At 62.4% G+C, this 12,612-nt stretch carries 13 protein-coding genes; 6 read left to right on the top strand and 7 right to left on the bottom strand.

Translation table 11 applies throughout. The features are described from left to right. Nucleotides 1-2: 2 nt before the first annotated feature. Both glyS and glyQ read right to left on the bottom strand, forming a co-directional pair. Complete coding sequence (gene glyS, locus CRO59_RS25875) at nt 3-2,057, bottom strand: glycine--tRNA ligase subunit beta (RefSeq protein WP_096795468.1); 2,055 nt, start codon at nt 2,055-2,057, stop codon at nt 3-5. Further along, nucleotides 2,054-3,007, bottom strand: coding sequence for a glycine--tRNA ligase subunit alpha (gene glyQ / locus CRO59_RS25870; protein WP_003187265.1), 954 nt, complete (start codon nt 3,005-3,007; stop codon nt 2,054-2,056). The genes glyS and glyQ overlap by 4 nt, the downstream gene beginning before the upstream one ends. A gap of 81 nt (nt 3,008-3,088) precedes the next feature. Between glyQ and CRO59_RS25865 the strand changes: the two genes are divergently transcribed. The 3 genes from CRO59_RS25865 (at nt 3,089) to CRO59_RS25855 (ending at nt 4,921) form a co-directional block, all read left to right on the top strand. Next, nucleotides 3,089-3,646, top strand: a complete 558-nt coding sequence (locus CRO59_RS25865) for a DNA-3-methyladenine glycosylase I (protein ID WP_027610277.1) — start codon at nt 3,089-3,091, stop codon at nt 3,644-3,646. A gap of 40 nt (nt 3,647-3,686) precedes the next feature. Continuing rightward, nucleotides 3,687-4,574 carry a lysophospholipid acyltransferase gene (locus tag CRO59_RS25860; protein WP_047596996.1) on the top strand — a complete coding sequence of 296 codons (888 nt, stop codon included), beginning with the start codon at nt 3,687-3,689 and terminating at the stop codon, nt 4,572-4,574. Nucleotides 4,575-4,681: 107 nt separating this feature from the next. Then, nucleotides 4,682-4,921 carry a PilZ domain-containing protein gene (locus CRO59_RS25855; RefSeq protein WP_095139782.1) on the top strand — a complete coding sequence of 80 codons (240 nt, stop codon included), beginning with the start codon at nt 4,682-4,684 and terminating at the stop codon, nt 4,919-4,921. Between the two features lies 1 nt (nt 4,922). Here the strand turns inward: CRO59_RS25855 and CRO59_RS25850 are convergent, their stop codons facing one another. From CRO59_RS25850 to def, 5 genes are all read right to left on the bottom strand, one after another. After that, the gene (locus tag CRO59_RS25850; RefSeq protein ID WP_097090224.1) at nt 4,923-5,237 is read right to left on the bottom strand and encodes a tetratricopeptide repeat protein; all 315 of its coding nucleotides are present in this window, start codon (nt 5,235-5,237) and stop codon (nt 4,923-4,925) included. A 147-nt stretch (nt 5,238-5,384) separates the two neighbouring features. Then, on the bottom strand, nt 5,385-6,761 hold the full coding sequence (trkA, locus tag CRO59_RS25845) for a Trk system potassium transporter TrkA (protein WP_095139781.1): 1,377 nt from the start codon (nt 6,759-6,761) through the stop codon (nt 5,385-5,387). A 22-nt stretch (nt 6,762-6,783) separates the two neighbouring features. Continuing rightward, nucleotides 6,784-8,094, bottom strand: a complete 1,311-nt coding sequence (gene rsmB / locus CRO59_RS25840) for a 16S rRNA (cytosine(967)-C(5))-methyltransferase RsmB (RefSeq protein ID WP_097090223.1) — start codon at nt 8,092-8,094, stop codon at nt 6,784-6,786. Beyond that, nucleotides 8,091-9,050 carry a methionyl-tRNA formyltransferase gene (fmt, locus tag CRO59_RS25835; protein ID WP_097090222.1) on the bottom strand — a complete coding sequence of 320 codons (960 nt, stop codon included), beginning with the start codon at nt 9,048-9,050 and terminating at the stop codon, nt 8,091-8,093. The genes rsmB and fmt overlap by 4 nt, the downstream gene beginning before the upstream one ends. A 57-nt stretch (nt 9,051-9,107) precedes the next feature. Then, nucleotides 9,108-9,614 (bottom strand): peptide deformylase, encoded by a 507-nt coding sequence (def, locus tag CRO59_RS25830; RefSeq protein WP_027610272.1) that lies wholly within the window; start codon nt 9,612-9,614, stop codon nt 9,108-9,110. 159 nt (nt 9,615-9,773) lie between these two features. Here def and CRO59_RS25825 point away from each other — a divergent pair, with 159 nt between their 5' ends. The 3 genes from CRO59_RS25825 to CRO59_RS25815 all read left to right on the top strand — a co-directional run bounded on the left by CRO59_RS25825 (nt 9,774) and on the right by CRO59_RS25815 (nt 12,591). Then, entirely contained in the window at nt 9,774-10,799 is a 1,026-nt protein-coding gene (locus CRO59_RS25825) for a LysM peptidoglycan-binding domain-containing protein (RefSeq protein ID WP_097090221.1), read from the top strand. An 82-nt stretch (nt 10,800-10,881) separates the two neighbouring features. After that, nucleotides 10,882-11,979 (top strand): DNA-processing protein DprA, encoded by a 1,098-nt coding sequence (gene dprA / locus CRO59_RS25820; protein WP_097090220.1) that lies wholly within the window; start codon nt 10,882-10,884, stop codon nt 11,977-11,979. A 54-nt stretch (nt 11,980-12,033) separates the two neighbouring features. Next, a complete protein-coding gene (locus CRO59_RS25815) occupies nt 12,034-12,591 on the top strand; it encodes an L-threonylcarbamoyladenylate synthase (RefSeq protein ID WP_003220243.1) in 558 nt (185 codons plus the stop codon). Nucleotides 12,592-12,612: the final 21 nt, after the last annotated feature.

Raw genomic sequence — 12,612 nt, 5'->3', positions numbered from 1 at the left:
CCTCAACCCAGCAGCGAAATGTCGGCAACCCCGAGGAACAGGCCACGCAGACGCGCGAGCAGCGCGTAGCGGTTGGCCCGGACCTTGGCGTCTTCGGCATTGACCATCACCGCGTCGAAGAACGCATCCACCGGCTCGCGCAATGCCGCCAGACGCGCCAGCGATTCGTTGTACTGACGCGCTGCGGCCATTGGCTGCACCGCCTGATCCGCTTGCTGGATCGCCGAGTACAGCGAGAACTCGTTGGCGTTGTCGAAGTATTTGGCTTCGACCACGGTCGGCACCGAGCCTTCAACCTTGCTCAACAGGTTCGATACACGCTTGTTGACCGCCGCCAGCGCTGCCGCTTCCGGCAGCTTGCGGAAGGCCTGAACCGCTTGCACACGCTGGTCGAAGTCCAGCGCCGAACCCGGCTTCAGGGCACGTACCGACAGGTAAGTGGCAACATCGACGCCTTCGTCTTCGTAACGCGCACGCAGACGGTCGAAGATGAATTCCAGCACCGCGTCGTTCAGGCCGGCAGCCTTGACCTTGGCACCGAACGCCGTCACGGCGAAGGCCACGGCGTCGTTCAGATCGAGGTCGAGTTTTTTCTCGATCAGGATACGCAGCACGCCGAGGGCCGCACGGCGCAGGGCATACGGGTCTTTGCTGCCGGTCGGCAGCATGCCGATACCGAAGATGCCGACCAGGGTGTCGAGCTTGTCGGCGATCGCGACAGCGGCACCGGTCAGGGTCGCCGGCAGTTCAGCACCGGCACCGCGTGGCATGTACTGCTCGTTCAGCGCCAGCGCGACGTCTTCCGGCTCGCCGTCATTGAGCGCGTAGTAGTAACCGGCGACACCTTGCATCTCCGGGAACTCGCCGACCATTTCGGTGGCCAGGTCGCACTTCGACAGCAGGCCGGCACGGGCCGCCCAGGAAGCGTTGCCGCCGATCCGCGCGGCGATGTAGGCCGCGAGTTTCGAAACGCGCTCGGCCTTGTCGTAGACGCTGCCGAGTTTTTCCTGGAACACCACGTTCTTCAGGCGATCATTGAAGGCTTCGAGTTTCTGCTTCTTGTCTTGCTTGAAGAAGAACTCGGCGTCGGTCAGGCGTGGTCGAACCACTTTCTCGTTACCGGCGATGATCTGCTGTGGATCTTTGCTTTCGATGTTGGCGACGGTGATGAACCGTGGCAGCAACTTGCCGTCGGCATCCAGCAGGCAGAAGTACTTCTGGTTGTCCTGCATGGTGGTGATCAGCGCTTCCTGCGGCACGTCGAGGAAGCGTTCCTCGAACGAGCACACCAGCGGCACCGGCCACTCGACCAGCGCGGTCACTTCATCGAGCAGCGCCGGCGGCACGATCGCGGTGCCTTCCTGACGGGTCGCCAGTTCTTCGGTGCGCTTGCTGATGATCTCGCGACGCTCGTTGGCATCGGCCAGCACGTAGGCGGCACGCAGGTCGGCCAGGTAGCTCGACGGCGAACCGATGCGCACGCTTTCCGGGTGATGGAAACGGTGACCACGGGAGTCGCGGCCAGCCTTCTGCGCGAGGATGGTGCAGTCGATGACCTGGTCACCGAGCAGCATCACCAGCCACTGGGTCGGACGCACGAACTCTTCCTTGCGCGCACCCCAACGCATGCGTTTCGGGATCGGCAGGTCGTTCAGCGAATCTTCGACGATGGTCGGCAGCAGGCTTGCGGTTGGCTTGCCGGCGATGTTCTGGCTGTAACGCAGTTTCGGGCCGCTCTGGTCGATTTCGCTCAGTTCGACGCCGCACTTCTTGGCGAAGCCCAGGGCTGCCTGAGTCGGGTTGCCTTCAGCGTCGAAGGCGGCCTGACGTGGCGGGCCATCCAGGTTGATGCTGCGATCCGGTTGCTGGGTCGCCAGCGCCGTGATCAGCACCGCCAGACGGCGCGGCGCGGCATAGACCGTTTTGCTTTCGTAGCTCAGGCCGGCAGCTTGCAGGCCCTTGTCGATACCGGCGAGGAACGCTTCAGCCAGGGTGTTCAGGGCTTTTGGCGGCAGTTCTTCGGTGCCCAGTTCAACCAGAAAATCTTGAGCACTCATTGTGCAGCCTCCAGCTTGGCCAGTACTTCGTCACGCAGGTCCGGGGTCGCCATCGGGAAGCCCAGCTTGGCGCGGGCCAGCAGGTAGGCTTGCGCAACGGAACGCGCCAGGGTGCGTACGCGCAGGATGTATTGCTGACGCGCGGTCACCGAGATCGCCCGGCGCGCGTCCAGCAGGTTGAAGGTGTGCGAGGCCTTCAGCACCATTTCGTAGCTCGGCAACGGCAGCGGCTGGTCGAGTTCGATCAGGCGCTTGGCTTCGCTTTCATAGAAGTCGAACAGTTCGAACAGTTTGTCGACGTTGGCGTGTTCGAAGTTGTAGGTGGACTGCTCCACTTCGTTCTGGTGGAACACGTCGCCGTAGGTCACCTTGCCGAACGGGCCGTCAGCCCAGACCAGGTCGTAGACCGAGTCCACGCCTTGCAGGTACATGGCCAGACGCTCGAGACCGTAGGTGATTTCACCGGTGACCGGGTAGCACTCGATGCCGCCGGCCTGCTGGAAATAAGTGAACTGGGTCACTTCCATGCCGTTGAGCCAGACTTCCCAGCCCAGACCCCAGGCGCCCAGGGTTGGCGATTCCCAGTTGTCTTCGACGAAGCGGATGTCGTGGACCAGCGGGTCCAGGCCGACATGCTTGAGCGAGCCCAGGTACAGTTCCTGGAAGTTGTCCGGGTTCGGTTTCAGCACGACCTGGAACTGATAGTAGTGCTGCAGACGGTTCGGGTTTTCCCCGTAGCGGCCGTCAGTCGGACGGCGGCTTGGCTGCACGTACGCGGCGTTCCAGGTTTCCGGGCCGATGGCGCGCAGGAAGGTCGCGGTGTGGAAAGTGCCGGCGCCTACTTCCATATCGTAGGGCTGAAGTACCACACAACCTTGCTCGGCCCAGTATTGCTGGAGCGCGAGGATCAAGTCTTGGAAGGTACGCACGGCTGGCGTAGGCTGGCTCACGAAATTCACCTGTTTCTTGGGCTGCGATTTAAAGAGCGGGAGTATACCCGATTCAGTCGCACCTCCACCCCCTGGAGCCTTATGCCACGCTGCTTTTGGTGTACCGAAGATCCGCTGTACATGGCTTATCACGATCAGGAGTGGGGCACGCCGCTACGCGATGCGCAGGGTTTGTTCGAGTTGCTTTTGCTCGAAGGGTTCCAGGCCGGGCTGTCGTGGATCACCGTGCTGCGTAAACGCGAGCGCTACCGCGAGGTGTTGTACGGCTTCGACGTGCAGCGTGTGGCGCAGATGAGCGACGCCGAGATCGATGAACTGATGCTCGATCCGGGGATCATCCGCAACCGCCTCAAACTCAATGCCGCCCGACGCAATGCCCAGGCCTGGCTGGCGCTGGAGGATCCGGTGGCCTTCCTCTGGTCGTTCGTCGGCGATCGACCGATCATCAATCATTTCAAGGATCGCAGCGAAGTCCCGGCGATCACCCCCGAAGCGCTGGCGATGAGCAAAGCCCTGAAAAAGGCCGGCTTCACCTTCGTTGGCCCAACCATTTGCTACGCACTGATGCAGGCTTCGGGCATGGTCATGGATCACACTCAGGACTGCGACCGCTACGCGCAGCTGGTCAACGGCGGTTAGAATGGCCGCCTCGCGCACAGCACAAAATCAGGAGTGACCTGTGGAAAAGTTTAAAGGCGCCTTGCTGGTAGGCGCTCTGCGGCTGTTTGCCCTGCTGCCATGGCGGGCCGTGCAGGCCGTGGGTTCGGCGATCGGCTGGATCATGTGGAAAACCCCCAACCGCTCCCGCGACGTGGTGCGGATCAACCTTTCCAAATGTTTTCCACAGATGGACCCAGCCGAGCGCGAGCGCCTGGTCGGCCAGAGCCTCAAAGACATCGGCAAGTCCCTGACCGAAAGTGCCTGCGCCTGGATCTGGCCGGCCCAGCGTTCCATCGATCTGGTGCGCGAAGTCGAAGGCCTCGACATCCTCAAGGATGCGCTGGCCTCGGGCAAAGGCGTGGTCGGCATCACCAGCCACCTGGGCAACTGGGAAGTGCTGAACCACTTCTATTGCAGCCAGTGCAAACCGATCATTTTCTACCGCCCGCCAAAGCTCAAGGCTGTGGATGAATTGCTGCGCAAGCAACGCGTGCAACTGGGCAATAAAGTCGCTGCCTCCACCAAGGAAGGCATCCTCAGCGTCATCAAGGAAGTGCGCAAAGGTGGTGCAGTGGGCATTCCGGCTGACCCGGAACCGGCCGAATCCGCGGGGATCTTCGTGCCGTTCTTCGCCACCCAGGCGCTGACCAGCAAATTCGTGCCGAACATGCTCGCCGGCGGCAAAGCGGTCGGGGTGTTCCTCCACGCTCTGCGCCTGCCGGACGGTTCGGGCTACAAAGTGATCCTCGAAGCGGCGCCAGAAGCCATGTACAGCACCGATACCGAGGAGTCCTGCGCGGCTATGAGCAAAGTGGTCGAGCGTTATGTCGCGGCGTATCCGAGCCAGTACATGTGGAGCATGAAGCGCTTCAAGAAACGTCCGCCGGGCGAAGCGCGCTGGTACTGAACAAGTTGGCACACTCTGTGGATAAACTGTAAGAGCTGCCGCAGGCTGCGATCTTTTGATCGTGCTCCTTCAGTTATCCACAACCGTTCATCAAAGGGCGCAACAAGATGTCCGAACAGCGCAAATCCTTCCGCATCAAGATCACCCACGACAGCTTCGGCGAATGCCTCGGGCAGACGCGCAACCTGTCGGCTACCGGCGTGTATGTGCAGCATCCGCGCTTGGCTTCACTGCCCAAAGGCGCTGTGGTTTATGGTCAGGTGCAGGGTTTACCCACCGGCGCGCCGCGGGTGCGAATGGAAGTGGTGACGGTGGATGCCGAGGGCATCGGCCTGCGTTATCTCTAACTTATTGCGCCTGGCGGTCGAGCTTCTTCAGAAACACCGTCATTTCCTTCTCGGCCTGCTTGTCGCCATGGGCGCGCGCGGCTTCCAGACCTTGTTCCCACGCCTGCCGGGCGGCGGCGTGATCGCCGAGTGCGAGTTGCGCTTTGCCCAATAGCTTCCACGCCGCCGAGTACTTCGGGTCGAAACCGACACAGCGCTGGAAATGCTCGGCTGCCTCGGCGTTCTCTCCCAAATCCAGATAACCCTTGCCCAGGCCAAAGCGCAGCAATGAGTTATCCACACCCTTGGCGAGCATTTTTTCCAGGGATTCGAGCATGGGCGGAGTCCTTTTCTGTGGAGTGTCAGGTGTTGATCGGTGTCAGTTACACCGCTTTCGCGAGCAGGCTCGCTCCCACAGGGGAAACGCATTCCAAATGTGGGAGCGCGCCTGCTCGCGAAGGGGCCAGTGCCGTCAGCGCAAAACTCAGAAGAAGCTCAAACCCACATGAAACAGCTTCTCCACATCGCGAATATGCTTTTTATCCACAAGGAACAGAATCACATGGTCGCCGGTTTCGATCACCGTATCGTCGTGGGCGATGATCACTTCTTCGTTGCGGATGATCGCGCCAATCGTGCTGCCCGGCGGCAGGCCGATTTTCTCGATCGGCCGGCCGATGACCTTGCTCGACTTCGCATCGCCGTGGGCAATCGCCTCGATGGCCTCCGCCGCGCCCCGGCGCAATGAGTGCACGCTGACGATATCGCCACGGCGTACGTGGGCCAGCAAGGTGCCGATGGTCGCCAGTTGCGGGCTGATAGCGATGTCGATGTCGCCGCCCTGGATCAGGTCGACGTAAGCCGGGTTGTTGATGATCGTCATCACCTTCTTCGCGCCCAGGCGTTTGGCCAGCAGCGACGACATGATGTTGGCTTCGTCATCGTTGGTCAGGGCGAGGAAGATGTCGGCGTCGGCAATGTTCTCTTCCAGCAGCAGATCACGGTCCGACGCGCTGCCCTGCAGCACCACGGTGCTGTCGAGGGTGTCGGAGAGATAGCGGCAGCGCGCCGGGCTCATCTCGATGATTTTCACCTGGTAGCGGCTCTCGATGGCCTCGGCCAGGCGCTCGCCGATCTGCCCGCCACCGGCAATCACGATGCGCTTGTAGGTTTCGTCGAGACGGCGCATTTCGCTCATCACCGCGCGAATATTCTCACGGGCGGCGATGAAGAAGACTTCGTCATCGGCCTCGATCACCGTATCGCCCTGCGGCAGGATCGGCCGGTCGCGGCGGAAAATCGCCGCGACACGCGTCTCGACATTCGGCATGTGCTCGCGCAACTGGCGCAATTGCTGACCCACCAGCGGCCCGCCGTAATAGGCGCGCACTGCGACAAGCTGCGCCTGGCCTTCGGCGAAGTCGATCACTTGCAGCGCGCCCGGATGCTGGATCAGGCGCTTGATGTAGTTGGTCACCACCTGCTCGGGGCTGATCAGCACGTCGACCGGAATCGCTTCGTTCTGGAACAGCTGTTCTTCGCGGTTCAGATAAGACGCTTCGCGCACCCGGGCGATTTTGGTCGGGGTGTGGAACAGGGTGTGCGCGACCTGGCAGGCGACCATGTTGGTCTCGTCGCTGTTGGTCACCGCCACCAGCATATCGGCATCGTCGGCGCCGGCCTGACGCAGCACCGACGGCAGCGAGCCGCGGCCCTGAATGGTGCGGATGTCGAGACGGTCGCCGAGGTCGCGCAGGCGTTCGCCATCGGTGTCGACCACGGTGATGTCGTTGGCTTCGCTCGCCAGGTGTTCAGCCAGCGAACCGCCGACCTGTCCCGCACCGAGGATGATGATTTTCATCCAGTCACTCCGTTGAATCCGTTTAGCCGCGCGCGGCAGCGATCTTGATCAGCTTGGCGTAGTAGAACCCGTCATGCCCTCCCTGCTGGGCCAGCAATTGGCGACCATGGGGCTGTTTGATCCCCGCCGTAGTTGCCAGATCCAGTTCGCGGGCACCAGGCGTGCGCTCAAGGAACGCGGCAATGACTTCGGTGTTCTCGGTGGGCAAGGTCGAGCAGGTGGCGTAGAGCAGGATGCCGCCGACTTCGAGGGTTTTCCACAGGGCGTCGAGCAGCTCGCCCTGCAGTTGCGCGAGGGCAACGATGTCGTCCGGCTGACGGGTCAGCTTGATGTCCGGGTGACGGCGGATCACGCCGGTTGCCGAACATGGCGCGTCGAGCAGGATGCGCTGGAACGGTTTGCCGTCCCACCACGCGGCGGTATCGCGGCCGTCGGCAGCGATCAGTTCGGCGCTCAGCCCCAGCCGCTCAAGGTTCTCCTTCACCCGCACCAGCCGCTTGGCTTCCAGATCCACCGCCACCACGCCGGCCAGCGCCGGTTCGGCTTCGAGGATGTGGCAGGTCTTGCCGCCGGGGGCGCAGCAGGCGTCGAGCACCCGTTGGCCCGGGGCCAGATCGAGCAGATCGGCGGCCAGTTGCGCCGCTTCGTCCTGCACGCTGATCCAGCCTTCGGCAAAACCCGGCAGGCTGCGCACGTCGGTGGCGGCTTCAAGGACGATGCCGTCGCGGCTGTAAACACACGGCGTGGCAGCGATGCCGGCCTCGCTGAGCAAGCCGAGGTAGGCGTCGCGGCTGTGATAGCGGCGGTTGACCCGCAGGATCATCGGCGGGTGCGCGTTATTTGCCGCGCAGATCGCTTCCCATTGCTCCGGCCAGAAGGCTTTCAGGGATTTTTGCAGCCAGCGCGGGTGGGCGGTGCGTACCACTGGGTCGCGTTCCAGCTCGGCGAAAATCGTCTCGCTTTCGCGCTGGGCATTGCGCAGCACGGCGTTGAGCAGACCCTTGGCCCAGGGCTTTTTCAGCTTGTCCGCGCAACCGACGGTTTCGCCGATGGCCGCGTGCGGCGGCACGCGGGTGTAGAGCAGTTGATAGAGACCGACCAGCAGCAGCGCCTCGACATCGGCGTCGGCAGCCTTGAACGGTTTCTGCAAAAGTTTTTCCGCCAGCGCCGACAGCCGTGGCTGCCAGCGCGCGGTGCCGAACGCCAGATCCTGGGTGAAACCGCGATCACGGTCTTCGACCTTGTCCAGTTGCGTCGGCAGGGAGCTGTTGAGCGAAGCCTTGCCGCTGAGCACGGCGGCGAGTGCCTTGGCGGCGGCCAGACGCGGGTTCATTGCGCGGCCACCACGGCGCCGAGCACGGTGCCGACGGCGAATTTCTCGCGGCGGCTGTTGAACAGGTCGCTGAAGTTCAGCGCCTTGCCGCCGGGCAGCTGCAGGCGGGTCAGGCACAGCGCCTGCTCACCGCAGGCCACGATCAGGCCGTCCTTGCTGGCGCTGAGTATTTCACCCGGTGCGCCTTTGCCGTCAACCAGCGTCGCGACCAATACCTTCAGCGCTTCACCGTTGAGGGTGCTGTGGGTAATCGGCCATGGGTTGAAGGCACGCACCAGACGCTCCAGCTCGACCGCCGGACGGCGCCAGTCGAGGCGCGCTTCATCCTTGTTCAGTTTGTGGGCGTAGGTGGCGAGCTCGTCGTTCTGCACTTCGCCTTCGAGGGTTCCGGCGGCCAGGCCGGCAATTGCCTGGACCACGGCGGGCGGGCCCATTTCGGCGAGGCGGTCGTGCAGCGTGCCACCCGTGTCATCGGCGCTGATCGGGGTCACGACTTTGAGCAGCATCGGCCCGGTGTCGAGGCCGGCTTCCATGCGCATAACGGTCACGCCACTTTCGGCATCACCGTGTTCCACGGCGCGCTGGATCGGCGCCGCACCGCGCCAGCGCGGCAGCAGCGAGGCGTGGCTGTTGATGCAGCCCAGGCGCGGAATATCCAGCACCGTTTGCGGCAGGATCAGGCCGTAGGCGACCACCACCAGCAAGTCCGGTTTCAGCGCGGCCAGCTCGGCTTGAGCATCAGCGTTGCGCAGGGTCGGCGGCTGCAACACCTGGATATTATTTTCCAGGGCCAACTGTTTGACCGGGCTCGGCATCAGTTTTTGCCCGCGACCGGCCGGACGATCCGGTTGGGTGTAGACCGCAACGATCTCGTAAGGGCTGTTCAGCAGGGCCTTGAGGTGCTCGGCGGCGAATTCCGGGGTGCCGGCAAAAACGATGCGCAATGGCTCAGTCATGAAGGGAATCTCACAAAAAGAAAAAGGCTTGCCGCAGCAAGCCTTTGAAGAGGGGCATCAAGCGTTCTGGCGATGCAGCTTTTCCAGTTTCTTCTTGATCCGGTCGCGTTTGAGCGTGGACAGGTAATCGACGAACAACTTGCCGTTGAGGTGGTCGCATTCGTGCTGGATGCACACCGCGAGCAGGCCTTCGGCGATCAGTTCGTAAGGCTGGCCGTCGCGGTCCAGCGCCTTGATTTTGACCTTCTGCGGGCGGTCGACGTTTTCGTAGAAACCCGGCACCGACAGGCAGCCTTCCTGGTACTGATCCATCTCGTCGGTCAGCGATTCGAACTCGGGGTTGATGAACACCCGGGGTTCGGTGCGGTCTTCGGAAAGGTCCATCACGACGATACGTTTGTGCACGTTGACCTGGGTCGCGGCGAGGCCGATGCCCGGCGCTTCATACATTGTTTCAAACATGTCATCGACCAACTGACGCACTTCGTCGTCCACTACTGCCACAGGCTTGGCGATAGTACGCAGACGCGGGTCCGGAAATTCGAGGATGTTTAAAATGGCCATAGGCTGATTGCTGCACGTATTGAGTAAAGTCGGGTCGATGGCCTGGCAGGTCCGAAGATGCAGGCTACCGTTGTGAAGCGTAGCTAATGCAATTTGCAGTAGCGAGCCACGGGGGCTCTGACGGTTCACGCGAACGCACATGATAAAGGGATTCGCTGCATGAGGAAAACACTACTCGCCCTGCTGCTTCTGGCTTCGGCCGCGGCTGCGCAAGGGCAAGTGCAACTCAGGGATGGTTTTCCACAGCAATACACAGTGGTTTCGGGAGACACCCTCTGGGACATTTCCGGCAAATACCTGCGCGAGCCCTGGCAATGGCCACAGCTGTGGCGGGCCAATCCGCAAATCGAAAACCCCAACCTGATCTACCCCGGCGACACGCTGACGCTCCGTTACGTCAACGGCCAGCCGCAGCTGACCCTCAATCGCGGCGAGTCACGGGGCACCATCAAGCTGTCGCCGCGCATCCGCACCAGCCCGGTGGCCGAGGCGATTCCGAGCATTCCGCTGAAATCAATCAACAGTTTCCTGCTGAGCAACCGCATCGTCGACAAGGTCGAGGACTTCGACAAGGCGCCGTATATCGTCGCCGGCGATGCCGAGCGCGTGTTGAGTGGCACTGGCGACCGGATCTTCGCCCGGGGCCACTTCGATCCGAATCAACCGGTGTACGGCATCTTCCGCCAGGGCAAGGTCTACACCGACCCGCAGACCAAGGAGTTTCTCGGGATCAATGCCGACGACATCGGTGGCGGTGAAATCGTCGCCACCGAAGGCGACGTCGCCACCCTCGCCCTGCAACGCACCACCCAGGAAGTACGTCTGGGCGATCGTCTGTTCAGTGGCGAAGAGCGCTCGATCAATTCCACCTTTATGCCCAGCGCCCCGAGCACCGACATCAACGGCCTGATCATCGACGTGCCGCGCGGCGTCACGCAGATCGGCGTGATGGACGTGGTCACCCTGAACAAAGGCAAGCGCGACGGTCTGGCCGAAGGCAATGTGCTGGTGGTGATGAAAACCGGGGAAACCGTGCGCGACCGGGTCACCGGCCAGCCGCTGAAAATTCCCGATGAACGGGCCGGTCTGCTGATGGTGTTCCGCACCTACGACAAGCTCAGTTACGGCCTCGTACTCAACGCATCGCGCTCGCTGGCGGTGCTCGACAAGGTGCGAAATCCTTAGCAGGCTTAACAAGTTACCAACAGAGTTATCCACAGCTTGTTCCGAATGGTTCGGAACTTATAACGATCAAGGATGATCCACGATGCTGTCTGCCTGTACGCCGGTTTCCCCTGCGGAACTGGAAGCGCGTTTGCGCCTGCACCGCTTGCCGGAAATCGGCCCGAAACGTTTTGCCAAACTGCTTGAAGCCTTCGGCTCGGCGTCAAAAGCCCTGAGCGCGCCGGCCAGTGCCTGGCGTGCGCTGGGGTTGCCGGCGGCCTCGGCCGAGGCCCGGCGCAGCCCGCAAGTGCGCGACGGCGCCAGCCATGCATTGCGCTGGCTAGAGCGGCCCGGCCAGCATCTATTGATGTTGGACCAGGCGGATTATCCGGCGCTGCTGTCGCAGATCCCTGACCCGCCACCGCTGTTGTTCGTCGCCGGTGATCCGCTGATTCTGGAAAAACCGCAACTGGCGATGGTCGGCAGTCGCAGCGCGTCGCGCCCGGGAATGGATACCGCCGCCGCGTTTTCCCGCAGCCTCGCCGGGGCCGGTTTCGTCATCACCAGTGGGCTGGCGCTGGGTATCGATGCGGCTGCCCATCAAGCGGCTCTGGATGTCGGCGGGCAAACCGTCGGCGTACTCGGCACCGGCCTGGAAAAGTTTTATCCACAGCGCAATCGTCGACTGGCCGACGCGATGATTGCCTCGGGCAGCGCAGTGGTTTCTGAGTTTCCACTGGACGCCGGGCCAACGGCGAGCAACTTCCCCAGGCGCAACCGGATCATCAGCGGTTTGTCTCTCGGCGTGCTGGTGGTTGAGGCGAGTGTCGCCAGCGGTTCACTGATCACCGCCCGCCTGGCGGCGGAACAGGGCCGCGAGGTGTATGCGATTCCCGGTTCGATCCATCACCCCGGTGCGCGCGGCTGCCATCAGTTGATCCGCGACGGCGCGGTGCTGGTGGAAACCATCGAACACATTCTCGAAGCCCTGCGCGGCTGGCAGTATTTGCCGTTATCCACAGACCCGCCGGATTCCGCGCATCCCTTGCTTGATCTGCTGCACGCCGCGCCGCACACCAGCGAAGCCTTGGTCGAAAGCAGCGGCTGGGCGTTGCCCAAAGTCCTCGCGGCGCTCACCGAGCTGGAAATGGACGGCCGCGCAGTGTGTGAAAACGGTCGCTGGCTGGCGAGGACACGCTAGGTTTTACAGGGAAGATCGGTAAACTGCGCAAAACCTGTTTTCGGAGAGTTTTTCATGGTCAACAGTTGGCGTGTGCAACAAGCCGCACGAGAGATTCGCGCCGGGGCGGTGATTGCCTATCCAACCGAAGCCGTCTGGGGGCTGGGTTGCGACCCGTGGAACGAAGAGGCAGTGGATCGTCTGTTGGCGATCAAGAACCGTTCGGTGGACAAGGGCCTGATCCTGGTCGCCGACAACATCCGCCAGTTCGACTTCCTGTTCGAAGACTTCCCGCAAGAGTGGCTCGACCGCATGGCCAGCACCTGGCCGGGGCCGAACACTTGGCTGGTGCCGCATCAGAACCTGTTGCCGGAATGGGTGACGGGCGTGCATGACACGGTGGCGCTGCGGGTCAGCGATCACCCGCAGGTGCGGGATCTGTGCTCGATGGTCGGGCCGCTGATTTCCACCTCGGCCAACCCGCAGGGGCGGCCGGCGGCGCGCACGCGGTTGCGCGTCGAGCAGTATTTCCGTGGGCAGATCGACCTGATTCTTGGCGGTCAACTGGGTGGGCGCAAGAACCCCAGCGTGATTCGCGATCTGGCAACCGGCAAGGTCATTCGTCCCGACTGACCCTGCGTCGAAAACCTTTAC

This window comes from Pseudomonas sp. LAMO17WK12:I5 (assembly GCF_900215165.1).
Taxonomy (GTDB): domain Bacteria; phylum Pseudomonadota; class Gammaproteobacteria; order Pseudomonadales; family Pseudomonadaceae; genus Aquipseudomonas; species Aquipseudomonas putida_A.
Note: the sequence above shows the minus strand (reverse complement) of the source record. Positions and strands in the feature narration are given on the sequence as shown.

Bases quoted from the DNA above. Each gene is read 5' to 3' on its own strand.
- glyS (WP_096795468.1), bottom strand. From the start codon at position 2,057: ATGAGTGCTCAAGATTTTCTGGTTGAACTGGGCACCGAAGAACTGCCG.
- CRO59_RS25865 (WP_027610277.1), top strand. From the start codon at position 3,089: ATGCCACGCTGCTTTTGGTGTACCGAAGATCCGCTGTACATGGCTTAT.
- CRO59_RS25855 (WP_095139782.1), top strand. From the start codon at position 4,682: ATGTCCGAACAGCGCAAATCCTTCCGCATCAAGATCACCCACGACAGC.
- CRO59_RS25850 (WP_097090224.1), bottom strand. From the start codon at position 5,237: ATGCTCGAATCCCTGGAAAAAATGCTCGCCAAGGGTGTGGATAACTCA.
- trkA (WP_095139781.1), bottom strand. From the start codon at position 6,761: ATGAAAATCATCATCCTCGGTGCGGGACAGGTCGGCGGTTCGCTGGCT.
- rsmB (WP_097090223.1), bottom strand. From the start codon at position 8,094: ATGAACCCGCGTCTGGCCGCCGCCAAGGCACTCGCCGCCGTGCTCAGC.
- fmt (WP_097090222.1), bottom strand. From the start codon at position 9,050: ATGACTGAGCCATTGCGCATCGTTTTTGCCGGCACCCCGGAATTCGCC.
- def (WP_027610272.1), bottom strand. From the start codon at position 9,614: ATGGCCATTTTAAACATCCTCGAATTTCCGGACCCGCGTCTGCGTACT.
- CRO59_RS25825 (WP_097090221.1), top strand. From the start codon at position 9,774: ATGAGGAAAACACTACTCGCCCTGCTGCTTCTGGCTTCGGCCGCGGCT.
- dprA (WP_097090220.1), top strand. From the start codon at position 10,882: ATGCTGTCTGCCTGTACGCCGGTTTCCCCTGCGGAACTGGAAGCGCGT.
- CRO59_RS25815 (WP_003220243.1), top strand. From the start codon at position 12,034: ATGGTCAACAGTTGGCGTGTGCAACAAGCCGCACGAGAGATTCGCGCC.